This window comes from Brevundimonas sp. Br13 (genome assembly GCF_055391505.1).
Window position 1 is genome coordinate 1,881,805 of record NZ_AP044008.1, and the last position, 22,285, is coordinate 1,904,089.

Genomic DNA, 22,285 nt, shown 5'->3' on the forward strand with positions numbered 1-22,285 from the left:
TGCACGTCCTCTGAATTGAAAGTCTGTTGCGTGATCAAACGCCACTTCTTCCTCGTCGCCGCAGCGATCCTGCTGGGGCTGATGGTTCTCGCCGCCGTGCTGAAGCTGGCCTTCGCTGAAGACGAGGGGGCGGGCGGTCCCGGCGGCGGCGGTCGTCGCGGCGGCCAGCAGGTGTCCGAGGCGGTCGTCGCGCAGAAGCCCTTCTCCGACCAGATCCGCGTCCTGGGCGTGGCGCGCGGCCAGAGGTCGGTGAACATCACTTCCGCCACGACCGAGCTGATCACGCGGGTCCTGTTCACGGACGGCCAGAGAGTCTCGGCCGGGGCGCCCCTGGTCGAACTTCAGGCCCGCGAAGAGGATGCAGCCATCATCGAGGCGCGCGCCAATGTCGCCCAGGCGCAACGCGAATACGACCGCTACAAGGCCCTGGCTGATCGCGGGGTCGCCCCTCAGGTCTTGCTGGAACAGGCCGAAACCGCCCTGGAGACGGCGCAGGCGTCCCTCCAGGCGGCGCAGGCCCGACGCGGGGACCGAGTGATCCGCGCCCCCTTCGCCGGGACCCTGGGCCTGACCACGGTGACGCCCGGCACCCTGGTCAATCCGGGCGCCGTGATTGCGACCCTGGACGATGTCTCGACCATTCGCGTCGATTTTCCTCTGCCCGAACGGTACCTGAACCTGCTGCGGCCGGGGACGCCGATCACCGCGACCGCTGACGCCTATGGTGACGCGCCGTTCCAGGGCCGGATCGCCCTGATCGACACCCGCGTCAATGAGACGACCCGCGCGGCCACCGCCCGGGCCGAATTCCCCAATCCCGGCGGCCGCATTCGCCCAGGCATGCTGCTGAGGGTTTCGGTCCAACAGGGACAGCGGCAGTCCGCCGCAGTTCCCGAGGCCGCCGTTCAATATGAGGGCTCGGGCGCCTTCGTCTATCGGATCGCCCCCGGCGCCGAAGGTTCGACCGCCCAGAGGGTCGAGGTCGAGACTGGGGCCGTCGAGAACGGTTTTGTTGAAATCCTGTCCGGCCTGGAGGTCGGCGATCGGATCATCGGTTCGGGTCTGAACCGCATTCAGCCGGGCGCCGCCGTCAGCGTCGCCGGCGCGCGTCGTCAGGCCGCCACCAAATGATGCTCTCTGATGTCTCGGTGCGGCGGCCCGTATTCGCGGCCGTCGCAGCCATCGTCCTGTGCGTGATCGGCCTTGCGGCCTTCTTCTTCCTGCCGGTTCGCGAACTGCCGGACGTGGATCCCCCGATCGTCTCGATCAACACCAGCTACGCCGGGGCCTCGGCCGAAGTGATCGAGAGCCGGATCACCGAGCCGATCGAACAGCAGATCGCCGGGATCCAGGGTGTCGAACGGATCAACTCGACCAGTCGGGACGGCCGGTCGAACGTCAACATCGAGTTCTCCCTGGACCGCAACATCGACGATGCGGCCAATGACGTGCGCGACCGCGTCAGCCGGGTGGTCGGCGCCCTGCCGGATCAGGCGGATCCGCCGGAGGTGGCCAAGGCCGATTCCGACAGCCAGCCGATCATCATCGTCTTCCTGCGCTCGACCACGATGAATCGGCTGCAGCTGACCGACTACGCCGACCGCTATCTGGTGGACCGGATGGCGACCGTGCCCGGCGTGGCCCAGGTCAACATCTATGGCGAGCAGCGCTATTCGATGCGGATATGGCTGGACCCCGCCGCCCTGGCCGCGCGCGGTCTCACCGTCACCGACGTCGAGACCGCCCTGACCAGCCAGAACGTCGAACTGCCCGCCGGGTCGCTGGAGTCGACCGCCAAGAACTACACCGTGCGCGTGGCCCGCAACTACGCCCTGCCGGAAGACTTCCGCCAGCTGCCGATCGGAACGCGCGGCTCGGCCTCCACCTCCGCCTCGGTCGCCACGGGAACCGGCAGCGGCTCGTCGGCCATCATTCAGGGCCAGCCGACCTATGTCACCCGTCTGGGCGACGTCGCGCGTGTGGAAGAGGCGCCGGAAGAGGACCGGCGCCTTTTCCGCGGCAACAGCATGGATCAGATCGGCCTGGCCGTGACCCGTCAGGCCCAGTCGAACGACCTGGCCATTTCCGACGGCGTGCGCAAGATGATCGACGAGATCCGACCCAGCCTGCCGCCCGGCGTAACGCTGGAGATCGGTTCGGACAATTCGGTCTTCACCTCTCACGCCATCGACGAGGTCTGGATCACCATCGGCATCTCCATGGCCCTGGTGGCCCTGGTCAACTTCATCTTCCTGGGCAGTCTGCGTGCGGCCCTGATCCCGTCCATCGTGGCCCCCATCTGTCTGCTGGCGACCTTCATCGTCCTGGCGCCCCTGGGCTTCTCGCTGAACCTTCTGACCCTGCTGGCCCTGGTGCTGGCGATCGGCCTGGTCGTGGACGACGCCATTGTGGTAGTCGAGAACATCCAGCGGCGGCTGGATCATGGGGAGCCGCCTCTGGTCGCGGCCGAACGCGGCGCGCGCCAGGTCTTCTTCGCCGTTGTGGCGACGACGGTGGTGCTGCTGTCCGTCTTCGCCCCCCTGCTGTTCCTGCCCGGCTATGTCGGGCGGCTGTTCGTCGAACTGGCGGCGGCGATTGCGGCCGCCGTGGCCTTCTCGGCCTTCCTGGCCTTGAGCCTGTCGCCGATGCTGGCCTCCAAGATCCTCAAGCCGGCCGAAGGCGGCGGCTGGCTGGCGCGCCGGGTCGACTGGGGCATGGACCGGCTGAAGACCTCATACGGCCGTTCGCTGGAGATGCTGCTGGGGCGGCGCGCGGCGGTGATCGGCGTCGGCGTCCTGATCGCCCTGGTCGCGGCCGGGGCGGCCGGCATCTTTCTGGCCCTGCCCAACGAGCTGGTGCCGGATGAAGACCGGGGCCGCGTCTCGGTCCGCGTCGCCGGGCCGGAAGGGGCGGGCTTCGACTACACGCGAAAGATCATGATGGGTCTGGAGCCCCTGCTGGCCGACTATAAGGCCAGCGGCGAGGCCGATTCCTATCTGATCTCGGCGCCGGGGTTCGGCGGCGGCAGTTTCAACTCCGGCAATGGGGTGCTGGTCCTGTCGGACTGGTCCAAGCGCGAGCGGTCGGCGGCCGAGATCGCCCAGGAGTTGAACCGCAAGCTGCGCGGCCAGACGGACGCTCAGGTCAACGCCTCGACGCCGGGCGCCTTCCAGCGCGGCGGGGGCAATTCCAACTCCATCGAATTGATCGCCACCGGCACCGACTATCAGCAGATCTACAACTGGCTTCAGCCCCTGTTGGCTGCGGCTCAGAACAATCCGGGCTTCTCGCGGCCGCGCCTGAACTATGAGCCCAACTCGCCGCGCCTGCTGGTGGACGTCGATCCGCAGAAGGCGGCGGCCCTGGGCGTATCCTCGCAATCGATCGGCCGCACCCTGGAGACCATGTTCGGCTCACGCCGGGCCACCACCTATATCAAGGGCGGCCAGGAGTATGACGTCATCCTGCAAACGGAACGTCAGAACCGGCGTGAAGTCTCTGACCTGGAAGCGCTTTATGTGCCGACCGGTTCTGGGCAGCTGGTGCCGCTGGCGGCGGTGGTGACCACCCAGACCTCGGGCGACACGCCCGATCGCCGCCGGCTGGATCGCCAGCGGGCCATCACCCTCCAGGCCGATCTGAACCCCGGCACGACGATCGACGACGCGGTTCAGTTCCTGCGCGCCGAAGCCGCCAAACAGCCCCAGGGCGGGGTGGTGGTCCAGTGGGGCGGGGCCGCGCGCGATCAGCAGGAGGCGGGCGGCGCCGTCCTGGCCGCCTTCGGCCTGGCGCTTCTGCTGGTCTTCCTGGTTCTGGCGGCCCAGTTCGAAAGCTGGATCACCCCGGCGGTCATCATGCTGACCGTGCCCCTGGCGGCGGCGGGCGGTCTGTTCGGCCTGTTGATGGCCGGGTCCAGTCTGAACATCTACAGCCAGATCGGCCTGATCATCCTGATCGGCGTGGCGGCCAAGAACGGCATTCTGATCGTGGAATTCGCCAATCAGCTGCGCGATCAGGGCCGGTCGATCCGAGAGGCTATCATTGAATCCTCGTCCCTGCGCCTGCGCCCCATCATCATGACCTCCATCGCCACCGCCTTCGGCGCCCTGCCTCTGGTGCTGTGGCAGGGGGCGGGGGCCGGCAGCCGTCAGACGATCGGCGTCGTCATCTTCACCGGCGCCATCTTCGCCACCGTCCTGACCCTGTTCGTCGTGCCGGTGATCTACGGCCTACTGGCTCGCTTCACCAAGTCGCCCGAATGGACCGCTCGCAAGATCGAGGAGTGGGAGGCCCAGGAACTGCGCGAGGGCGGACCCAAGCCGATCGCCGAAGGCTGACGCCTCAGGAGGCGGGCGGCGTCGAGGCCGCAGGGCGGTAGCCCGTCTCCACCTTCAGGAAGGCGATGACGTCGCGCCGGTCCTTGGCGTCGGGCAGGCCGGCGAAGGTCATCTTGTTGCCGGGCAGGAAGCCGCGCGGATTCTGCAGCCAGCGGTCCAGCGCCTGGGCGTCCCAGACGAAATCGGCCGTCCGCAGGGTGTTGGAATAGTTGTAGCGCGGCCGCTCGCCCGCCTTGCGCCCGAACACGCCGTACAGATTCGGCCCCGCCATGTCCGGCCCGTCCCGGCCGATGGTGTGGCAGGCGCGGCAACGCGCGAAGACGCGACGTCCATTGTCCAGGTCTCCCGTATTGTAAGGGGCGGGAAGGGCGGCGAGCAGATCGGCCTTCTCCGTCTCCGTCAGGGCGGGCGGGGCCTTGGATTGAGGCGCACCGCCCTGATCTCCGTTCGGACCGCAGGCCGTGAGCGTCAAAACAAGGGGGACGGCGGCGAGGGTGAGGTGACGCATCGCAGGCTCCGATTTTGCAGCAGGTTAGGCCGCCGGATAGGGCAAATGTCCAGCGCGGCAATTGGTCAAGGTGTCCCGCTGGACGGACGGGGGGCGCACCTGATAATCACTGTCAAAGAAGATGCGCGACCCCTGGTGCGGTCGCCCGCCCGTGTGAGCCTAGATTTGACCGATACGATAAAGCTGAGCCAAGCCCGACGCGGCGACCGCGGCGTCATTGTTCAGGTGGGCGGCCATTGTCACCATAAGGAGCATGAGGTCGAGTTGGAGCGCCGCCTGCTCGAACTGGGCTTCGTCGAGGGCGCCGAGGTCGAGCTGCTGCACGAAGGCCTGTTCGGGCGCGACCCGATCGCGCTGAAGGTGGACGACATGCGCGTGGCCCTACGTCGGCGTGAGGCCGCCAGCCTGATCATCCGCCGGGTCGCCGCCTGATGGACATGGCCCTTAAGACCGCCCGCGTCGCCTTGGTCGGCAATCCGAACAGCGGCAAGACCGCCTTGTTCAACGCCCTCACCGGCGCGCACCAGAAGGTCGCCAACTACGCCGGCGTCACGGTTGAGCGGAAGGAGGGGCTGATCCGAGCCGCCTCCGGCCGGACGATGTCGGTGCTGGACCTGCCGGGCACCTACTCGCTGCGGGCCCGCAGCCCCGATGAGGAAGTGACCCGCGACGCCGTCCTTGGCCGTCTTGCCGGAGAGACCCCGCCGGATGTGGTGGTCTGCGTCGCCGACGCCACCAATCTGCGTCTGGTTCTGCGCCTGATCCTGGAGTTGAGGGCCGTCGGCCGGCCCATGGTCCTGGCGCTGAACATGTACGACATCGCCCAGCGCCAGGGGCTGCGCATCGACCTGGAGGCCCTGTCCGCCGAACTGGGCGTGCCGATCATCACCACGGTGGCCACCCGCAAGCGCGGGATCGAAGACCTGATCGCGGCTGTCGAGGCGAAGATCGAGGCGGCGGCGGTCGAGGGCGAAAACCGGTGGAGCAGCCCGGATTCCGCCGCCCTGCGCCATGCGGCCCGGGAAGCCGAGCGGATCATGAAGGCTTGCGTGCGCCCGCCCGAGCGGCCCGACACCCTGACCGGGAAGATCGACTCGGTTCTGCTGCACCCGGTCGCGGGGATGGCGATCCTGTTCGTCCTCCTCTTTGTGATGTTCCAGGCCGTCTTCAGCTGGGCGGCGCCCCTGATGGACGGCATCGAGGGCGGAATCGGCTGGATCGGCGGCCTGGTCGCGGCCCTCATCCCTGACCAGGGCGCGGGCGGACTGATCCAGAGCCTGATCGTCGATGGGATCATATCCGGCGTCGGCAGCGTGCTGGTCTTCCTGCCGCAGATCCTGATCCTGTTCCTGTTCATCATCGCCTTGGAAGACTTCGGCTATATGGCCCGCGCGGCCTTTTTGATGGACAAGATCATGGGCGGCGCCGGCCTGCACGGGCGAGCCTTCATCCCCCTCTTGAGCAGTTTCGCCTGCGCCATACCCGGCATCATGGCCGCGCGGGTGATCGACTCGCGCCGCGACCGGCTGACCACCATACTGGTCGCGCCCCTGATGACCTGCTCGGCCCGGATTCCCGTCTATACGCTGATCATCGCGGCCTTCATTCCCAGCCGGACCGTCTGGGGCGTCGTCAATCTGCAGGGACTGGTGATGTTCGGCCTCTACGCCGCAGGGATCGTCAGCGCCCTGATCGTGTCGCTTCTGATCCGCAAGGTGTTCTGGCGCGGCGCGGTCGAGCCCTTCATGATGGAGCTGCCCACCTATCGGTTGCCGGACCCCAAGAGCGTCGCCTTCAACCTTTGGCTACGCGCAAAGATCTTCATCAATCGCGCCGGCCGGATCATCCTGCCGCTGGTGATTCTGCTGTGGGTTCTGGCGACCTTCCCCTATCCGCCCGCGAACGCGACCCTGCCGGATATCGACTATTCGTTCGCCGGCATGATCGGCCGGGCGCTGGAGCCGATCTTCGCCCCCATCGGCTTCAACTGGCAGATGGTCATCGCCCTGATCCCCGGCATGGCGGCGCGTGAAGTGGCGGTCGCGGCCCTCGGCACCACCTACGCCATCGCCGATGCGGAGAATGCGACCGGCCTTCTGGCCTCGACCCTGTCGGCCCAGTGGTCCCTGGCGACGGCCCTGTCCTTCCTGGCCTGGTACATCTTCGCGCCCCAGTGCGTCGCCACCCTGGGTGTGGTCAAGCGCGAGACCAACTCGACCAAATGGACCTGGATCATGATCGGCTACATGTTCGGACTGGCCTATCTGGCGTCCTTCGTGACCTATCATGTGGCGGTGGCCCTCGGAGGCGGCTAAGCGGGGGTGGTTCTTCACCGTCCGGACCCAGAGATGAGCCCTGTCCTCGCCGCCGTCGTCCTGGGCCTTCTGGGTCTGATCATCGGCAGTTTCCTGGCGGCCGTCAGTGTCCGCCTGCCGCGTGACGAGGACATTGTGCTCGCCCGGTCGCGGTGCATGGGGTGCGACCAGGTTCTGAGGCCGTGGGAACTCGTCCCCCTGTTCAGTTGGGTCGTGTTGCGCGCCCGCTGCGCCCGGTGCGCCGCGCCCATTTCTCCACGGTATCCTTTGATCGAGCTGGCGGCGGCCGCCATCGGCGTCTGGACGGGTCTCTGGGCCGGCCTCAACGGCGGATCGATCCTGATGACGGCGGCGACCGCGATCCTGGGATGGCAGCTGCTGCTGATCGCGATCGTCGACGGCGAGAATTTCTGGCTTCCCGACGTCCTGACCGGACCGCTGGCGGCGACGGGACTGATCGCGGCGGTGCTGTCGGGATGGGACCAGGCGATCGCCCATCTGATCGGCGCGATCGTCGGGTTCGGCGGGCTGTGGCTGGTCGCCTGGCTGTACAAGCGGGTCCGGGGTCGAGACGGGCTGGGCGGCGGCGATCCCTTCCTCTTTGCGGGCGCCGGGGCCTGGGTCGGATGGATCGGCCTGCCCAGCGTTCTTCTCTGGGCCTCGGCGGCGGGCCTCAGCCTGGTGTTCGGCCTGCTGGTGGTGCGCCGCTCGGTCAGCGCGACGGACAAACTGCCCTTCGGGGTCTTTCTGGCCGTCGGCATCTGGCTGACCTGGCTTTACGGGCCGCTGGGGCTTTAGCGCCCGGTGGTCAGTTTGACGATGATGATCGCCGCCGTGTCCAGAATGGCCTCGGGCGTGTCGGCGCGGCGCAGCAGGTCGAAGCTGGCGGCGGTGGATTCGGCGATGGAGGCGATCTGGTAGGAGGCCAGTCGGGGATTGTAATCCTTGGGATGGAGGCCCGCCGCATGGGCCTGGGCCACCCGCCGTTCGATCGCCAGATGCAGGCGGCGCAGGCGGCGCACGCGGCTTTCGACAAAGGCCGCCTCGCCGTTGTCGGCCAACATATGCTCGACCCTCAAAACCTGCCCATGATCGCGCCAGACCGCCATCACGTCCAGAATGAAGGCGCGGCCGATGGCGAAGGCCCTGTCGCCGGGCCAGTCCGTCTGGAAATGCGCGGCCAAACCCTGGAAATCGGCCGCCGCCGCTTCACACAGGGCCAGAACCGGTTCCTCGACCGACTTGAAATAGGTGTAGAAATTCGAAGGCGAGACGCCGGCGGCCGAAGCCACGTCCGCCACGCGAATCTCGCCGTAGTGACGCGCGTTGAGCAGCGTCCGCGTGGCGTCCAACAGGGCCTGACGGGTCCGGCCGCCCCGCGCGCCGATCTTGTGCCCCAGCTTGTTGGTCGTGTCGCCCATATCCCCAATGTCGAAAAAAGGTGCTATGCGGCGGCGGCCCCGAGGGCGGCGCCGACCGTGACGACACGGCCCGCATAATCGATACGGCGCAGCCTAGCCGACCGACTCGCAAAAGGCCAATGCCGGGAAGGTTCGACCTCAGTCGAACGGCAGGATGAAGACGCCGTCGTATCCGGCGCCGGCGTCCTGGCGGGGCAGGGCCACGAATTCCCGCCCGGCGCTGGACAGGACCTCCCGCACCAGTTGGTCGAAGGCGGCGGCGTCATCCCGTTCAGACTTCAAGATGGCGAAGCCCTCTTCAGTCGGTTCGACCCGGTACCCCGCGCCCTGCTTCAACTCTGTGAGCGAAAAACCCATCGAACGCGCGGCTCCTCTATCCAGGATGCCTTCGCACAACCCTGATGCGTCGTAAACAACATGGGTTGGTTCGATACGGAAGAAGGGCCGTCCGACGGACGGCCCTTCGATGATCCCGAACAGAGATCCTTGAAAGGTGGATCAGCTGCGGACGGGCGCGCGCACGCCGGCTTCCGCTCGGGCCTCATCGGTCTTCAAGGCGGCGAGGAAGGGCATGATCTGCCAAAGGGCGGACAGGCCGACCAGCACATAGACGATGCGGGACAGGGCCGAGCCGTCGCCGAAGAGGGCGGCGACCAGATCGAAGTCGAAGGCGCCGACCAGACCCCAGTTGAGGCCGCCGACGATGACGAGGAGGAGGGTGACGAGGTTCAGGATTTTCATGAGCTTTCTCCGTGATTGTAAGGAAAGAAGCTTCGACCGGTCAGGCCGTTCCATCCTCGCCTTGTCCGCGTCGCCTCTGGCGGAAACCGGACAGACCGCAACCCTTGCGGTCGTCATTGTCCATTTGCCGACACGGAGCAACGCGGCCGCGCGGCGCCCATTGAGGCGGGGACGCCGACATTGGCGGTCCGGGATTCTCGCGCTTGCCGCCCTTCGACCCCACACCCCTCGTTCAGAACATAGAGAGCCTGTTTCGCCGGCTCCGCCTCGTGGGCGTCCTCGGCGGAGCGGCCGTTCTGGCGACCCTGTCCGCCCTGGCGATCCTGCGCTAATCGAGCGGCGGCGGAGGATCGTCCGGCGGGCCGGCCGCCACCCGGACTTCATAGATCGGCGATCCCCCGTCTTGGAACAGGACGAGCGTGAACGCCGTCTGGTGCACGCCTTTCAGCGCATGGTCGCGGATCAGGTCGCCCACAGCCAGCAACGCTTCGCATCGGGCCGCGTTGTCATCCCCAGCCATAAGCTGAAGACGCTCCTCCATGCCGGCGACGCCGATTTTCAGGCGGTATTTCCTCATGGAGCCTATACGTGAGAGGCGGGGCTTGGATGTCGCTTAGCTCAATTTGTTCAATGCTGGACGTTCTCGTCCAGAAGTTCGAACGTCGTGACGATCTGTCGCCGGCTCAGAGGCGGGCCATTCTTCGACTGCCCGTCGAGCGTCTCCAGGCGAGCGCTGGGGAAACGATCGTGCGCGAGGAGCGGCGTCAAACCTCGAGCCTGCTGCTGCTGTCCGGTTACGCCGGACGGGTCGCCTTTGTTGGAGACGGCGGGCGGCAGTTCACCCAGATCGGGCTGCCCGGCGACTTTCTGGACCTGCACAGCCTGGTTATGAAGCGGATGGAAAACGGCGTCATGGCCATTTCCGACTGCGAATTAGCGACCATCCCCCATTCCGCTCTTCGCCGACTGGCCTCGCGCGATCCCCATCTGGCGCGAATGTTCTGGCTGGAAACGGTGGTGGATGCGGCCATCCACCGGGTCTGGCTGGTCGGCATGGGACGTCAGGACGCCCAGGCGCGCATGGCCCACTTCTTCTGCGAGATATTCACCCGGCTGGAGCCGGTGGGGCGAACCGCCGAAGGGAGCTTCGACTTTCCCCTTAACCAGAATGATCTGGCCGATGTTCTGGGCCTGTCGTCCGTTCATGTGAACCGAACCCTGATGGCGCTGAGGGCGGCCGATCTCCTCGACGTGCGCGACGGCCGCGCCGTCATCAAGGATTGGGACGGGCTGAGCCGCGTCGCAGAGTTCGACCCCCAATATCTTCGTCTCTGGAAGGAGGCGGTTTAAGCCTCAGGCGCCCGAGCCAGGCTCCGCCATCTTGCGGTGCCTTTCGGCCAGGACGGTCTGGGGGGTGATCGCCGCCATCGCCGCCTGGACCTTGTTGCCGAGACCCGCCACCACGTCGCCGTCGCCCCGCTTCATGGCCGCATAGCCCGCCTTTGCGACATCCTCCGGGTTCGCCTTGTCGCCCTGGGCGACCTTAGTGTCCATCATGTCGGCGCGCTCGAAGAATCGGGTGTCGGTCGGGCCGGGCATCAGAACGGTGACCGACACCCCTGAGTCCTTCAGCTCATTGCGAAGGGCCAGGGAGAAGCTGTCCACGAAGGCCTTCGAACCATTGTAAACGGCCTGGAAACTGCCCGGCATCAGGCCGGCGATCGAGCCGGTGAACAGGATGCGGCCTTGGCCGCGCGCCCGCATGGTTCTGCCGATCAGATGGACCAGACGCACCGTCCCGGTGATGTTGGTGTTGATTACATGAAGGATCTCATCGAACGGCTGGTCCAGAAAGGCCCGGCCCAACCCGTGACCGGCGTTGGCGGCCAGGGCGTCGATCGGGCGCTCGCCGATCAGCGCTCTCAAGGACTGCACCCCCTCTTCAGAGGCCAGGTCGACCTGAAGGGCCTCGACATGGGCGCCCAATCCCTCAAGCGCCTGCATCGCCTCAGCCAATGGGGTGTCGGCGGCGATGACCAGGTCGTAGCCGTCCTGGGCGAACAGCTTGGCCAAGGCGTAGCCGATGCCCGATGAGGCCCCGGTGACCACGGCCAGCGGCCGAACGGTTTCTGCAGCGGTTTGATCCAGGGCGTCGGTCATTGATGAACTCCGGCTTTTCAGCCTGACCAACTCACGCCTGGGCCCTGTGTTCCGTCCAAGACTCGACGGAACGAAGCCGGCGCCGCTCGGTTCACCACGTTCAGCCGATCGGAGCTAAGTCCATGTCTTATAGTGACGTTTCAACCGACGCCGACGTCGGATCGACCGCCTTCCTTGAAGAGGATCGGCAAGAGGGCGACCATGACTCTTCAAGTCTGCGTGCGGCCCTGATCAACCGGCCGAGGCAGGAACTCTATGACTACTGGCGGGAGTTTCGAAACCTGCCCAGCTTCATGGAGAATGTGAAGGCCGTCGAAATTCTGGACGGGCGTCGCTCGCAATGGACCATAGCCGGCCCCGCCGGCGCCGACTTCGACCTGGTCTGCGAGATCACCGAGGATCGCCCGGGCGAGCGGATCGCCTGGACCTCTTCCGAGGGCTCCGACGTCGATCACGAGGGCTGGGTCGATTTCAAGGACAACCCCTTCGGTCGCGGCACGGAGGTCCGGGTCTTCATCAGCTATGATCCGCCTGCGGGGGTGGTGGGCAAGGTGGTCGCCAAGGTGATGCAGCGCGAGCCGCGGGTTCAGGCCCGGCGCGAGCTTCGCCGCTTCAAACAGCTGATGGAGACGGGGGAGGTTTCGACCTCCAAGGCGCCCGAGGCGGCGCCCCGCGCCTCGCGCCACCTCTGATCCATTTCCCTCGAACCAAGGAGCCCAAATGCGCGCCCTCACATGGCACGGCAAACACAATGTCCAGGTGGATACGGTCCCTGACCCCCAGATCGTCAATCCCAGGGACGCCATCATCAAGATCACGGCGACCGCCATCTGCGGCTCGGACCTACACCTCTACGACAGCATGATCCCCGGCATGTCCAACGGAGACATCCTGGGACATGAGTTCATGGGGGAGGTGGTGGAGGTCGGCCGAGGCAACACCAGCCTGAAGAAGGGCGATCGCGTCGTGGTCCCCTTCGTCATCGCCTGCGGCCAGTGCTTCTTCTGCGAACGGTCGATGCCAGCCGCCTGCGACAATTCCAATCCCGCCGACAAGGCCGACGCCACCGAGATCGCCTACGGCCACTCCGTCGCGGGCCTGTTCGGCTATTCGCACCTGACCGGCGGCTTCGCCGGGGGACAGGCCGAATATGCGCGCGTGCCCTATTCCGACTACGGCCCGATCAAGATTCCCGACGGGATCGACGACGAGAGGGTCCTGTTTCTGTCCGACATCTATCCCACCGGCTGGATGGCGGCGGAGAACGCCCAGATCCAGCCCGGCGACACCGTCGCGGTCTGGGGCTGTGGACCGGTCGGTCTGTTCGCCATCAAGAGCGCCATCCTTCAGGGCGCCGGCCGGGTGATCGCCATCGACCGTCACCCGAACCGATTGGCCCTCGCCAAGGCCAATGGCGCAGAGGTGCTGAACTATCACGAGGTCAAGGTGCGCGAGGCCCTGATGGAGATGACGGCCGGCCTGGGCCCCGACAGCTGCATCGACGCCGTCGGCATGGAAAGCCACGGCTTCTCGCCAGACAATATCGTCGATGCGATCAAACAGGAGACCCGGCTGGGGACAGACCGTCCCCACGTGCTGCGCGAAACCATCATGGCGGTGCGCAAGGGCGGAACGGTGTCGGTCCCAGGCGTTTACGGCGGGGTGGCGGACAAATGGCCTGTGGGCGCCTTCATGGAGAAGGGGCTGACGCTGAAGACCGGCCAGACCCATGTTCAGCGCTATCTGCCGCAACTGCTGCAACTGGTGCTGGACGGCAAGATCGACACCACCGACCTGATCAGCCACCGTCTGCCGCTGGAACAGGCCCCCGAGGGCTACAAGAACTTCAAGGAAAACCAGAACGAATGGACCAAGGTGGTCCTGAAGCCGCACTGAGGCTTCAGCAGCCGCAGGCGAAGCGATGAAGGCGCGCGGGGTCGGTGACGATCATCCGGCCCCGCGACAGCTTCAGCGCGCCGTCCCGCTCCAGGGCCTTGACGGCCGCATTGACGCTGGTGCGTTGAACGCCCATGGCCTGTGCCAGGATGGACTGGGTTGTGCGCAGTTCAGGGCCGGAGGTCTCGTACAGACGGCGAATCCAATTGGCCGTGCGGTGGGGCACTTGGTGGACGGCGTTGCAAGCCGCCTCGGCCTGCACCCGCGACAGACGGTCCAAGGCATGGCGGGCGAAGACGTGTTCGACCCAGGCCTGCCCCATCAGGTCCGACAGTTCGGCGGCCGGCGCCTCGATCCAGTGGGTGTCGATCAGAGGTAGAAAACGCACGGGATAGAAGGCGGAGGCCAACGAGGCTTCCCAACCGAACATCGCGCCTCGGCCGTGAAGGCCGACGCAGGCCATGTTCTTGCGGTCGAAGGCCGCCAAGGCGCCGTCCAGCACAAAGCCCACCGCCGCACGCCCTTCCAGGCTTTCCCCGGCGCGGCCGCTCCGCATCTGACCCTTCTGTCGGACCAGATCCTGGACCTCGTCCGGCATCAGCCGCAGCACCGGGTGATCCCGCACGCCTTGCGGACGATGGTCTTCCGAAATCGGATCGCCCGAGGAGACCGCGAGGGCTGAAGCGGCGTCATACATGCACCCACCCTGCACGGCGCGTAAGGCCAAGGCATTCACATGGGTTAAGCGAGGGCGGCGATCGCTGCGCCTTGGGCGATTCTTTTTTCCCGCTCGGACCGGACCGCAGGGCGAGGAGGCGGGGCGAACCCTGCCTGCCTCGACCGAGGCGGGGCATGGACGACGCCTCTCAGGCCGCGGAACCCGCCGCAGCGGCTGGCCTTTCCTTAAGACGAAGGAGCCGCGCCATGACGATGAAGTTTTACCAGATAGACCTTGAGCAAGGCGGGGTGACGCGAACCGTACGCGTTCCGTCCGAGACCGATGTCCAGGCGGCCGACGCGGCCGCGCCTCTGATGAAGGCGGGCGAGCGGATCGTCGCCATTCGCCAGGTCGTCGATGACGGATTGCAGAAGGCCGACGCCCTGCCGCCCGTCTCCCAGGCGGAGGCCTTCGCCGAGATCACGCCGGGCGCGGCGGCAAAGGGGCCGCCTCCCGCCAGCTGACGCCGCAGCCGGCGCCGGGTCGCGCTGAAGACTGACCTGGGTAAGCTGAAGCGTTGCGCTGAAGGAGGGTTGACGGCTTTGTCGGGCGGCAGACGAGTGAACCATGCCCGACCAACCGACAAACATCGACGACGCTTCTCCGCAGTTTGGGCGAGACGATTTAGCGACGATGGTTCGGGCGGTTGTCGGCTAAGGTGTCCGAGACGACGACATCGGTGAACGCCGCCCAGCGCCTGACGCCTATGGAGGCGGCCTGTCTGCGCCGTGTGCGCGACGGTCTTCAGTCGAAGGAGATCGCGCTCGAATTGGGCCGCTCCGCCAAGACCATAGACAAGCATATCGAGAACGCCTGTCGCAAACTGGGCGTCAGCAGCCGCCGGCAAGCGGCGCGCCTCTATTTCGAACCTCTACGGGACGATTCCGTAGGGGCGTCATTCCCCCTGCCCACCGCTCCCGACGCCGTCTCTGATGACGGTCGGAAAGGAGGCCCGGATGCCGCACTCGGGATGTCATCTGCCGCCCGTCACATGGGAGGAGCTGGAGGCGATCTTCGAGGATTTGGCGGCGACGAACGAGGAACGCGAGACGGCTCTGCGGTTGCTGGATCTGACACGGACCCTTCAGCCCTATCTCTCGCCGCTCGATTTGATGCGCGAGATACTCTGCATCGCGCTCGTTCTCCCCAGCGAGAACGATCGGCCGCCAAGAAGGCCGGCGTTGCCGAGCGAGTTCGTGAACTGGCGATGATTCCGATCTTCGCCGCCGTCGCACTCGCCGTTCTCGCCGCCATTCTCGGAGGCAGTGTGCAGCTTCAGCTCGCTGTGCAAGCGCTCGATCGTCTGCTGTCCGGCCGCTAGGTCTCTCTTTCCGCTGATCAACAGTTGATGCGGCGCCGACAGCTCGGCGTCGGGGAGCGGACAATGCAAAGACTTGAAATCGCGCAAACGATCGCGAACGCCCTGTTTCGGGCGGAGGACCAGGCCGACCAAGGTCTGATGGCGGCGAGCGCCCTCGTCAGCCTGATGGCGGAGACGCGGCTGGATCATCGCCTTTCGGCCGTCTTGGCCGCTCAGGCCGTTTCGGAGACCACCGAGGCCATTCGGGCTTTCGGCGAAGCGCGAGCCCGTCTGGTGGCGGCCCATGCGGCGCTGGAACAGGCCGCGCCGGCGCTCATTGGGCGCGAGACGCGACTGATGGGGCCGCTGACAGGCAAGCCCGAAACCGACCAGCCCAGGACCGCTCGTCTTCGGGCCGCCGCCTGATGGTGACGCTGGACTTGCAAGGTCGGACGGCGCGCGCCACGAAGACCTATGCAATCGCTACACACGCCGCTGCAAATCGGTCTGACCGTCGCCATGGCGGTCTGCCTTCTCGTCGCCCTCTGGAAGGGCGACGGGTCGGCGCGGCTGGCGGCCCTGGGCATGGTGGCGGGGTCGGTGCTCAGCGCCCTGGTGCAGGATCGCGCCAACCCCGACGCCGCCCAGTGGCTGATCATGGGGGTGGACGCAGCCTATCTGGGGCTGTTGGCGGCGATGGCCTGGCGCAGGCCCGCGCGCTGGTTGGTCTGGGCGGCGGCGTTCCAACTCGCCCAGGCGGTGACGCATCTCAGCTTCGCGCTCAATCCGGAGATTCTCGGCCGGGCCTATATCAGCACCTCCTATGTGCTGTTCGCGGGTCTGCTTTGCGCCCTGTTCGCCGGGCTTCTGCGATCGGAGGCCGCCCATGAGCATGACGGCCGAACCGATCGATGCGACTGACCGCTATGTAGGCGACCGCCTGTCGGAACTGCGCAGGGAGATGGGGTTGAATCTCTCCGAGCTGGCGAGGACCAGTGCGATTTCGATTGCGGAGCTGTCGGCCATCGAGGCGGGCAGGGGGAAGGTCTACAGCGCCACCCTCTGGCGTCTTTGCCGCGCCCTCCACGCCGACCTGGAAGACGTCCTTCCGCCCCGCGACCTCACGGTCAGCGGTCGCGCCTGAAGGCGTCGGACAAGTCCTGATGGAGCAGGGCGACGATGGTGGGTGATCACAGGTTCGAACTGTGCACCCGCTGATTAGGAGATGCCGATGTGGGCTCTCCAAAACCCGCAAAATCAGCGAAATTGCTCGATTTAAAATATTGATATAATTGATTATTGTCCGGCGGCGTGGGCTGAAGCGAACCCAGCGAGAGCTGTCGTCCCAAGCCGCGGCGGCGCCATTCTCCTGCTCGTAAACCTGAAGCGTGAGATGCGGCGTCCGAACGGGGGCGGACCAGGAGCGACGAAGTCGGCCTTTCAGGACCGGCCGCCACCGACGTCACAGACGGCCCCCGGCTCCCCTGTCGTTCCGGAGCCCTGAGCTGACCCGCCGTCATGAAGAGGCTAGTGGGCCTTCCGTTCGCATCGGCGACGGCGTGAAGCTCGGTGTTCATGCCGCCTTGCGTGCGTCCGATCAGTCGCCCGAGCCCGACTTTTTTGCCCGCAGGCTCGAAGCCGTGCCGTGCCCTTGAGATAGGTCGCGTCGATCATGACCGTGCGGCGTTCGGTCTGAGCCCCGGACAGGCCGGCCATCATCCGGATGAAGACCTAGCCCATTGCAGTGTCGGGTTTAGAACGGCGTTTCGGGGGTTAATCGTGCCGATTGTGTGGCCTCGATGTTTCATCTCGCATGTATTTTCCATTGTGACGTCGGCAAAGCGACGCCGCTTGCAGAGCGGCGCTCCGCAGCCAGATTGGTGCAAGCTTCACGACGTAACGGTGACGGTGTCGCGACAAATCGTGGCTACGGCCGTCCTCGGCTGCAGTCCTCAGGGTTTGTCGCTCGGAGGTGAAGCTGCGCCGGTACGACCGGCAGGGGGATGACATGACTGCAAGACCGATGAGTACTTCGATGCTGGCCCTGATGATTTGCGCATCGGCGGGCGGCGCCTGGGCCCAGAGCTCGACCGAGGCCACGCTTGAACAGGCGGCGCGCGCTGCCGCTGCTCAGAAGGCGACATCCGCCGAGGCGTCGAGCGAACCCGCCGTCATCGAGGCCGTGGAGGTGACCGGCAGCCGCCTGCAGAACGGCGACGTTACGGCCGATGTCCAGGTGATCACCGCCGAAGAAATACGAGCGAGAGGGGTCACCTCGGTTGAGGAACTGATCCGCACGCTTCCTCAGAACGTCGCCAATGTCGGCGCCCTTACCAACGATCGGGCGAAGGGGCCGCTGAAGAATCGCACAGCGCCGGTGTCGCGTCTGGGCGCCCTAGGGGTTTCGGCCGCAAACCTGGGCGGCATGGGAGCGGGCAACACGCTTGTGCTGATCAACGGTCGCCGCGTCGCCGGCGCTGCGGGGATCGAGGACGGGTTCGTCAATCTGAACGGCATTCCGCTCAGCGCGGTCGAACGTGTGGAGATTCTGACGGGCGGCGCTTCGGCCGTCTATGGGGCGGATGCAACGGCGGGGGTCATTAACTTCATCCTGAGGCGAGACTTCGTCGGCGCCACCCTGACCGGCCAGGTCGAAAACTCCAACAACGGGGCGGACAACAGCAGCGTCAGCCTGTTCGCGGGCTACAGCTGGCGGGGCGGGAACCTGTCCGGCACCCTGAGCCATTCACGTCGTGATCCGATCCTCAATCGCGACGTCGGCTACGTCACCAACGACTACTCCAGCTATTACGGCGGGAACCCCAACTATGATCGTCGCTCGTTCGCACAGGGCTTGCAGCCCGGGGTGATCGACCGAAGCACGATGGCCTATGACCCCTCCACGGGGGGGCTGGTCAATAACGCGCAGGGATTGACGGTTCGTCCCGGCTTCACCGGTCGTCCTACAATGTCGGACATGGTGACCGTCGGAAGAGAGGCTCTTCCCGATTTTGTGCCGAAGTACGCCGGCAATGAGACCGAAAACACGAGCCTGTCGCTGAGCTTCGAGCAGAATCTGACCAGCCGCCTCAGCATCTTCGCCAACGGCCTATATTCTCGCGCCAAGAATACGCAGGAGATCGAGTTCTCCAGGCTGTCGATCAACCTCGCGCCCGGACAGTACTACAATCCATTCCCGGCCTATTACTTCAGCAGCTTCCAGCCGGGAGTCACGGTCTATTACAATCCGAAGGCCGAGGTCGAGGCTGGGATCCTGCCCAGCGGCAACATATCCAACACCTACGATTCCTGGAACTTCAATACGGGCCTGCGTTATCGACTGGGCGAGAACAGCCGGATCGAGTTGAACTACACGACGTCGCAGTCCGAATCGGACGGACAGCAAATGGTTTTCGGCAACCTGGTTGATCTGCGCCGCAACTCAGCGTCTCCCACCGGCGTGTCATGCTACAACTTCATGCTCGCCAACAATCGCTATGCGGCGGACGTTCGTCCCGGCATTCAAGACGCCTTCGACCGCCAGTGCAGGGCCTTGACCAGCGCGGATCCGACTCTCGCCTTCAATCCCTGGAAATCCACGGTCGATGGGGGCGGCTCCAGCGTGGTGGACTTCTATTACCGCGACGCTCGCGAGGACCGCAGCTCTCGTCTGGAGAATTACGACATCCAGATGAACGGGGTGCTCAAGACCCTGCCTGCCGGCAAGGTCTATTACGCAATCGGCGCGGAATACGCGAGCGACGGCGTCGACAGCAGCGAGGTCAAGGTCAAGACGGGCGAAGCGGTTGATCGGGATCGTTACGCCTATTTCGGCGAGTTGTCGGTGCCAATCTTCGGTCCGGACTACAACCGCTTCCTGGCGCGGTCGCTGACGCTCACCTTGGCGGCCCGCAACGACACCTATGAGACCTATGGCGCGGTCGGTACGGTCAACAAGGTTCCCATCGATCAGGGCGGGGAGCTGATCTTCGGAGAGAACACCTTCTCGCGCACGACGCCGTCCTACGGTCTGCGTTGGGAGCCTTTTGAAGGGCTGGCCTTCCGCGCCAAGTGGAGCGAGGCCTTCCAGGCCCCACCGTTCACGCAGCTGTTCGACGTGCAGGGTTCTTCGACGTTCAACACTACCATCTTCGACGACCCTCTGTTCAGCTGCATCGGCTGCATATCCTTCTATCCGACCCGCAACGCCTATACGGCCCAGGTCGTGCGTGCGCCCAACCCCGACCTACGTCCTCAGACGTCCGAACAGGAGGCCTTCGGGCTGACTTGGCGGCCAAAGGGGCGGCTGGAAGGGCTGGCGGTAGACGTCGCCTACAATCACACGGTGATCCACGACGAGTTCGCGACTCTTCAGAAACTGCTGACCCTGATGCCGAGCGCCGAGGTCCTGAAAATCGAACAATTCTATCCGCGCGATGCGACGGGACGGATCATTCGCCAACAGAACCAGATCTTCAACATCCTCGGCTCCGAGTTCGCCTCCATCAACTATGAGATCAGCTATCTGTGGCAGACGGAGTGGGGCACGTTCGAACCGCGTCTGAACGTCCTCGACAACCTGATGTCAGAACAGCAGGCGTTTGAAAACACCGCCAAGATTTCCACCCTGGGGTCGATCCTAGGGCCAGACGAGTACAAGGTGGTCGGCTCTCTGGGGTGGTACTACCACGATCTCAGCGCTAATATTTGGGCCTATTACACGCCCAGCTATCAAAACGACTACGCCATAACTACCGCTGCGGGGATCATCTCCAATCCCAAGGACCAGCAGGAGGTCGACGACTTCCTCACGTTCGACATGACGTTCGCCTGGCAGGTCGCGAACAATACGCGGCTAAACGTGGCCGGGCGCAACATCTTCGACGCCCAGCCGCCGTTCGTGGTCGTGTACAACCTTCCCTACGATGCGGCACGTTACAATGCGGCTGGACGGACTCTGTCGCTTGAACTCCAGTATACGTTCTGACTGGATGAAGAGGGGGCGGCGGCTCAGGCGGGCGCCCCCTTGTCGGTTCGGTTACGCCGGAGCCGACGTTCCATCGCCGTCGAGGGGCTCATGAGACTGCTGCTTGTCGAGGATGACGCCGACGTCGCCGAGACCCTTGTGCTTTATCTGGAGAAGCAGGGCTTCGTCGTCGATGTGGCGACCAGCCTGGCCATGGCGCGTGACGCCCTGGATGACGGCGGGTTCGATCTGGTCGTGCTGGATCGCGGCCTGCCGGACGGGGACGGGGTCTCCCTGATCGCCTGGTCCGAACAGAGAAACCGGCGCCAGAGGTTCATCGTCCTGACGGCTCTCAGCTCGATCGATCATCGGGTCGAGGGGCTGGAATCGGGGGCCGAGGATTATATCGCCAAGCCGTTCGAGCCGCGCGAATTGCTGGCGCGGATCCGCACGGCGCTGAGGCGGCCGATCGAGACGCGACGGGAGACGCGCCGGTTCGGACCTTTGATGCACGACCTGGAAAGCGGCGTCTTTTTCGTGGACGAGACGCCCCTGACCCTGCGACGCACCGAAGCCCTGGTGCTGGAGGCGCTGATGGCGCGCCCCGGCGCCGTCATCCAACGTGAAACGCTGGAAGCGAGGGTCTACGGCTATGACAAGGTCGTCAACGCCAACTCGCTCGAGTCGCAAATCTCGCGTCTGCGCACCAATCTGGCGCGGCGGACCGACAAGGTGCGCATCCAGGCCGTTCGCGGCCTGGGCTATTGCCTAACCGAAGACAGCTGACATCGCCGCTCGATCTCAGATCGCGTCAGCCTGGTGCAAGCCAAGCATGAGACACCCACTCCTATGGCTTACGAATCCGGATATTCCATGACGTCTCAGGACGATGTCGAACGCGCCCGACAGGAGGCCGCCGCGTTCAAGGAGACCTTCATCAACATCCGCGCCGAAGTCGGCCGGATGATCGTCGGCCAGGCGGATGTCGTCGACGGCGTCCTGACCGCCCTTATGGCCGGTGGCCATGTGCTGCTGGAGGGCGTGCCGGGCCTGGGCAAGACCATGTTGGTCGCCTCTTTGAGCCGAGCGGTCGATCTGCCCTTCTCGCGCATCCAGTTCACGCCGGACATGATGCCGGCCGACATCGTCGGCACCACGGTCCTGACCGAAACCGACGGCGGGGGGCATGAACTGACCTTCCAGCAGGGGCCGATCGTCTCCAACCTGGTGCTGGCGGACGAAATAAACCGCGCGACGCCCAAGACCCAGTCCGCCCTGCTGGAGGTGATGCAGGAACGCCAGGTCACGGTCGGCCGCCGCACCATCAAGATGCCGGAACCCTTCTGCGTCATGGCGACCCAGAACCCCGTGGATCAAGAGGGCACCTATCCTCTGCCCGAGGCGCAGCTGGACCGGTTCCTGTTCAAGCTGGTCGTCGGCTACCCGTCCGAGTCCGACTATCACGCCATCATTGATCGCACGACGGCGGGGCACGACGTCGTGCTGAATCCCGTCGCCGACGCCGCGACGGTGCAACGGATGCGGGCTGTCGTGCGTCAGGTGCCCGTGACGGAGGCGGCCAAGACCTATGCCATTCGCCTGGTCATGGGCACCCAGCCGGGCAGCGACTATGCGCCCGACAGCGTCAATCGCAGCGTGGCCCTGGGCGCCTCTCCGCGTGGGGTTCAGAGCCTGATGCTGGCCGCCAAGGTCCAGGCCCTGCTGGATGATCGTTTTGCCGTCAGCACCCACGATGTCGCGGCTGTGGTCATGCCCGTCCTGCGGCACCGGCTGGTGGTCAACTATCACGCCCAGGCGAACAATCTCACGGCCGACGCCCTGCTGGAGGATGTCCTGGCCCACGTCAAACGTCCGTACGCCACCGACTGACGGTCCCCATAAAGGTCAGTCGGCACGGATGTC

24 protein-coding genes and 1 pseudogene are annotated in these 22,285 nt (G+C 65.5%); 17 read left to right on the forward strand and 8 right to left on the reverse strand.

Features of this window, described 5'->3' with window-relative positions:
* The first annotated feature begins 30 nt into the window (after window positions 1–30).
* Complete coding sequence (locus ACZ5M6_RS09300; protein WP_464158274.1) at window positions 31–1,131, forward strand: efflux RND transporter periplasmic adaptor subunit; 1,101 nt, start codon at window positions 31–33, stop codon at window positions 1,129–1,131.
* Window positions 1,131–4,337, forward strand: a complete 3,207-nt coding sequence (locus ACZ5M6_RS09305; protein ID WP_221233607.1) for an efflux RND transporter permease subunit — start codon at window positions 1,131–1,133, stop codon at window positions 4,335–4,337. The genes ACZ5M6_RS09300 and ACZ5M6_RS09305 overlap by 1 nt, the downstream gene beginning before the upstream one ends.
* A gap of 4 nt (window positions 4,338–4,341) precedes the next feature.
* On the opposite strand, the gene ACZ5M6_RS09310 is transcribed toward ACZ5M6_RS09305, so the two are convergent.
* Entirely contained in the window at window positions 4,342–4,845 is a 504-nt protein-coding gene (locus tag ACZ5M6_RS09310) for a c-type cytochrome (RefSeq protein WP_191555514.1), read from the reverse strand.
* A 165-nt stretch (window positions 4,846–5,010) separates the two neighbouring features.
* Here ACZ5M6_RS09310 and ACZ5M6_RS09315 point away from each other — a divergent pair, with 165 nt between their 5' ends.
* The 3 genes from ACZ5M6_RS09315 to ACZ5M6_RS09325 are packed head-to-tail and all read left to right on the forward strand — an operon-like array spanning window position 5,011 to window position 7,958.
* Complete coding sequence (locus ACZ5M6_RS09315) at window positions 5,011–5,277, forward strand: FeoA family protein (protein ID WP_054766914.1); 267 nt, start codon at window positions 5,011–5,013, stop codon at window positions 5,275–5,277.
* Window positions 5,277–7,160, forward strand: a complete 1,884-nt coding sequence (gene feoB, locus ACZ5M6_RS09320; protein WP_464158276.1) for a ferrous iron transporter B — start codon at window positions 5,277–5,279, stop codon at window positions 7,158–7,160. The genes ACZ5M6_RS09315 and feoB overlap by 1 nt, the downstream gene beginning before the upstream one ends.
* Window positions 7,161–7,193: 33 nt before the next feature.
* The gene (locus ACZ5M6_RS09325; protein ID WP_464158278.1) at window positions 7,194–7,958 is read left to right on the forward strand and encodes a prepilin peptidase; all 765 of its coding nucleotides are present in this window, start codon (window positions 7,194–7,196) and stop codon (window positions 7,956–7,958) included.
* Here ACZ5M6_RS09325 and ACZ5M6_RS09330 read toward each other — a convergent pair.
* The 3 genes from ACZ5M6_RS09330 to ACZ5M6_RS09340 all read right to left on the reverse strand — a co-directional run bounded on the left by ACZ5M6_RS09330 (window position 7,955) and on the right by ACZ5M6_RS09340 (window position 9,322).
* Window positions 7,955–8,581, reverse strand: coding sequence for a TetR/AcrR family transcriptional regulator (locus ACZ5M6_RS09330; protein ID WP_054765492.1), 627 nt, complete (start codon window positions 8,579–8,581; stop codon window positions 7,955–7,957). The genes ACZ5M6_RS09325 and ACZ5M6_RS09330 overlap by 4 nt on opposite strands.
* Before the next feature lie 138 nt (window positions 8,582–8,719).
* On the reverse strand, window positions 8,720–8,938 hold the full coding sequence (locus tag ACZ5M6_RS09335; RefSeq protein WP_191555517.1) for a hypothetical protein: 219 nt from the start codon (window positions 8,936–8,938) through the stop codon (window positions 8,720–8,722).
* 141 nt (window positions 8,939–9,079) lie between these two features.
* On the reverse strand, window positions 9,080–9,322 hold the full coding sequence (locus tag ACZ5M6_RS09340) for a DUF378 domain-containing protein (protein ID WP_054765494.1): 243 nt from the start codon (window positions 9,320–9,322) through the stop codon (window positions 9,080–9,082).
* A 203-nt stretch (window positions 9,323–9,525) separates the two neighbouring features.
* Here ACZ5M6_RS09340 and ACZ5M6_RS09345 point away from each other — a divergent pair, with 203 nt between their 5' ends.
* Window positions 9,526–9,654 (forward strand): hypothetical protein, encoded by a 129-nt coding sequence (locus tag ACZ5M6_RS09345; protein ID WP_257720131.1) that lies wholly within the window; start codon window positions 9,526–9,528, stop codon window positions 9,652–9,654.
* Here ACZ5M6_RS09345 and ACZ5M6_RS09350 read toward each other — a convergent pair.
* Window positions 9,651–9,899, reverse strand: coding sequence for a DUF6894 family protein (locus ACZ5M6_RS09350; protein ID WP_201462500.1), 249 nt, complete (start codon window positions 9,897–9,899; stop codon window positions 9,651–9,653). The genes ACZ5M6_RS09345 and ACZ5M6_RS09350 overlap by 4 nt on opposite strands.
* A gap of 53 nt (window positions 9,900–9,952) precedes the next feature.
* Between ACZ5M6_RS09350 and ACZ5M6_RS09355 the strand changes: the two genes are divergently transcribed.
* Window positions 9,953–10,672: a Crp/Fnr family transcriptional regulator gene (locus ACZ5M6_RS09355; protein ID WP_054765496.1), complete on the forward strand. Its 720-nt coding sequence runs from the start codon at window positions 9,953–9,955 to the stop codon at window positions 10,670–10,672.
* 3 nt (window positions 10,673–10,675) lie between these two features.
* Here the strand turns inward: ACZ5M6_RS09355 and ACZ5M6_RS09360 are convergent, their stop codons facing one another.
* Entirely contained in the window at window positions 10,676–11,482 is an 807-nt protein-coding gene (locus ACZ5M6_RS09360) for an SDR family NAD(P)-dependent oxidoreductase (protein WP_152949979.1), read from the reverse strand.
* Between the two features lie 122 nt (window positions 11,483–11,604).
* On the opposite strand from ACZ5M6_RS09360, the gene ACZ5M6_RS09365 reads away from it, so the two are divergent.
* Both ACZ5M6_RS09365 and ACZ5M6_RS09370 read left to right on the forward strand, forming a co-directional pair.
* Window positions 11,605–12,174 (forward strand): SRPBCC family protein, encoded by a 570-nt coding sequence (locus ACZ5M6_RS09365; protein ID WP_054765498.1) that lies wholly within the window; start codon window positions 11,605–11,607, stop codon window positions 12,172–12,174.
* 28 nt (window positions 12,175–12,202) lie between these two features.
* The gene (locus tag ACZ5M6_RS09370) at window positions 12,203–13,378 is read left to right on the forward strand and encodes a zinc-dependent alcohol dehydrogenase (protein ID WP_152949981.1); all 1,176 of its coding nucleotides are present in this window, start codon (window positions 12,203–12,205) and stop codon (window positions 13,376–13,378) included.
* A gap of 4 nt (window positions 13,379–13,382) precedes the next feature.
* Here ACZ5M6_RS09370 and ACZ5M6_RS09375 read toward each other — a convergent pair whose 3' ends face one another.
* On the reverse strand, window positions 13,383–14,075 hold the full coding sequence (locus tag ACZ5M6_RS09375) for a Crp/Fnr family transcriptional regulator (RefSeq protein WP_201462503.1): 693 nt from the start codon (window positions 14,073–14,075) through the stop codon (window positions 13,383–13,385).
* Window positions 14,076–14,302: 227 nt separating this feature from the next.
* Between ACZ5M6_RS09375 and ACZ5M6_RS09380 the strand changes: the two genes are divergently transcribed.
* The 5 genes from ACZ5M6_RS09380 to ACZ5M6_RS09400 all read left to right on the forward strand — a co-directional run bounded on the left by ACZ5M6_RS09380 (window position 14,303) and on the right by ACZ5M6_RS09400 (window position 16,540).
* Window positions 14,303–14,560, forward strand: a complete 258-nt coding sequence (locus tag ACZ5M6_RS09380; protein WP_464158282.1) for a hypothetical protein — start codon at window positions 14,303–14,305, stop codon at window positions 14,558–14,560.
* Window positions 14,561–14,775: 215 nt separating this feature from the next.
* On the forward strand, window positions 14,776–15,417 hold the full coding sequence (locus ACZ5M6_RS09385) for a helix-turn-helix domain-containing protein (protein ID WP_464158284.1): 642 nt from the start codon (window positions 14,776–14,778) through the stop codon (window positions 15,415–15,417).
* 63 nt (window positions 15,418–15,480) lie between these two features.
* Complete coding sequence (locus ACZ5M6_RS09390) at window positions 15,481–15,822, forward strand: hypothetical protein (RefSeq protein WP_054765502.1); 342 nt, start codon at window positions 15,481–15,483, stop codon at window positions 15,820–15,822.
* A 48-nt stretch (window positions 15,823–15,870) separates the two neighbouring features.
* Window positions 15,871–16,317, forward strand: coding sequence for a hypothetical protein (locus ACZ5M6_RS09395; RefSeq protein WP_201462505.1), 447 nt, complete (start codon window positions 15,871–15,873; stop codon window positions 16,315–16,317).
* Complete coding sequence (locus ACZ5M6_RS09400; RefSeq protein WP_191555522.1) at window positions 16,283–16,540, forward strand: helix-turn-helix domain-containing protein; 258 nt, start codon at window positions 16,283–16,285, stop codon at window positions 16,538–16,540. The genes ACZ5M6_RS09395 and ACZ5M6_RS09400 overlap by 35 nt, the downstream gene beginning before the upstream one ends.
* Before the next feature lie 358 nt (window positions 16,541–16,898).
* Here ACZ5M6_RS09400 and ACZ5M6_RS09405 read toward each other — a convergent pair.
* Window positions 16,899–17,127 (reverse strand): annotated as a pseudogene (locus ACZ5M6_RS09405) (IS5/IS1182 family transposase); the annotation flags it as partial.
* 304 nt (window positions 17,128–17,431) lie between these two features.
* On the opposite strand from ACZ5M6_RS09405, the gene ACZ5M6_RS09410 reads away from it, so the two are divergent.
* The 3 genes from ACZ5M6_RS09410 (at window position 17,432) to ACZ5M6_RS09420 (ending at window position 22,252) form a co-directional block, all read left to right on the forward strand.
* Complete coding sequence (locus tag ACZ5M6_RS09410) at window positions 17,432–20,383, forward strand: TonB-dependent receptor domain-containing protein (protein ID WP_152951100.1); 2,952 nt, start codon at window positions 17,432–17,434, stop codon at window positions 20,381–20,383.
* A 90-nt stretch (window positions 20,384–20,473) separates the two neighbouring features.
* Window positions 20,474–21,148 (forward strand): response regulator transcription factor, encoded by a 675-nt coding sequence (locus ACZ5M6_RS09415; RefSeq protein WP_336966801.1) that lies wholly within the window; start codon window positions 20,474–20,476, stop codon window positions 21,146–21,148.
* An 87-nt stretch (window positions 21,149–21,235) separates the two neighbouring features.
* Complete coding sequence (locus ACZ5M6_RS09420) at window positions 21,236–22,252, forward strand: AAA family ATPase (RefSeq protein ID WP_152949986.1); 1,017 nt, start codon at window positions 21,236–21,238, stop codon at window positions 22,250–22,252.
* The last annotated feature ends 33 nt before the right edge of the window (window positions 22,253–22,285 follow it).

Coding starts and splice junctions, on each gene's coding strand:
- ACZ5M6_RS09395 (WP_201462505.1), top strand. CDS start 15,871: ATGCAATCGCTACACACGCCGCTGCAAATCGGTCTGACCGTCGCCATG.
- ACZ5M6_RS09390 (WP_054765502.1), top strand. CDS start 15,481: ATGCAAAGACTTGAAATCGCGCAAACGATCGCGAACGCCCTGTTTCGG.
- ACZ5M6_RS09305 (WP_221233607.1), top strand. CDS start 1,131: ATGCTCTCTGATGTCTCGGTGCGGCGGCCCGTATTCGCGGCCGTCGCA.
- ACZ5M6_RS09410 (WP_152951100.1), top strand. CDS start 17,432: ATGCTGGCCCTGATGATTTGCGCATCGGCGGGCGGCGCCTGGGCCCAG.
- ACZ5M6_RS09375 (WP_201462503.1), bottom strand. CDS start 14,075: ATGTATGACGCCGCTTCAGCCCTCGCGGTCTCCTCGGGCGATCCGATT.
- ACZ5M6_RS09400 (WP_191555522.1), top strand. CDS start 16,283: ATGAGCATGACGGCCGAACCGATCGATGCGACTGACCGCTATGTAGGC.
- ACZ5M6_RS09340 (WP_054765494.1), bottom strand. CDS start 9,322: ATGAAAATCCTGAACCTCGTCACCCTCCTCCTCGTCATCGTCGGCGGC.
- ACZ5M6_RS09310 (WP_191555514.1), bottom strand. CDS start 4,845: ATGCGTCACCTCACCCTCGCCGCCGTCCCCCTTGTTTTGACGCTCACG.
- ACZ5M6_RS09325 (WP_464158278.1), top strand. CDS start 7,194: ATGAGCCCTGTCCTCGCCGCCGTCGTCCTGGGCCTTCTGGGTCTGATC.
- ACZ5M6_RS09360 (WP_152949979.1), bottom strand. CDS start 11,482: ATGACCGACGCCCTGGATCAAACCGCTGCAGAAACCGTTCGGCCGCTG.
- ACZ5M6_RS09355 (WP_054765496.1), top strand. CDS start 9,953: ATGCTGGACGTTCTCGTCCAGAAGTTCGAACGTCGTGACGATCTGTCG.
- ACZ5M6_RS09370 (WP_152949981.1), top strand. CDS start 12,203: ATGCGCGCCCTCACATGGCACGGCAAACACAATGTCCAGGTGGATACG.
- ACZ5M6_RS09335 (WP_191555517.1), bottom strand. CDS start 8,938: ATGGGTTTTTCGCTCACAGAGTTGAAGCAGGGCGCGGGGTACCGGGTC.
- ACZ5M6_RS09380 (WP_464158282.1), top strand. CDS start 14,303: ATGACGATGAAGTTTTACCAGATAGACCTTGAGCAAGGCGGGGTGACG.
- ACZ5M6_RS09350 (WP_201462500.1), bottom strand. CDS start 9,899: ATGAGGAAATACCGCCTGAAAATCGGCGTCGCCGGCATGGAGGAGCGT.
- ACZ5M6_RS09415 (WP_336966801.1), top strand. CDS start 20,474: ATGAGACTGCTGCTTGTCGAGGATGACGCCGACGTCGCCGAGACCCTT.
- ACZ5M6_RS09330 (WP_054765492.1), bottom strand. CDS start 8,581: ATGGGCGACACGACCAACAAGCTGGGGCACAAGATCGGCGCGCGGGGC.
- ACZ5M6_RS09365 (WP_054765498.1), top strand. CDS start 11,605: ATGTCTTATAGTGACGTTTCAACCGACGCCGACGTCGGATCGACCGCC.
- ACZ5M6_RS09420 (WP_152949986.1), top strand. CDS start 21,236: ATGACGTCTCAGGACGATGTCGAACGCGCCCGACAGGAGGCCGCCGCG.
- feoB (WP_464158276.1), top strand. CDS start 5,277: ATGGACATGGCCCTTAAGACCGCCCGCGTCGCCTTGGTCGGCAATCCG.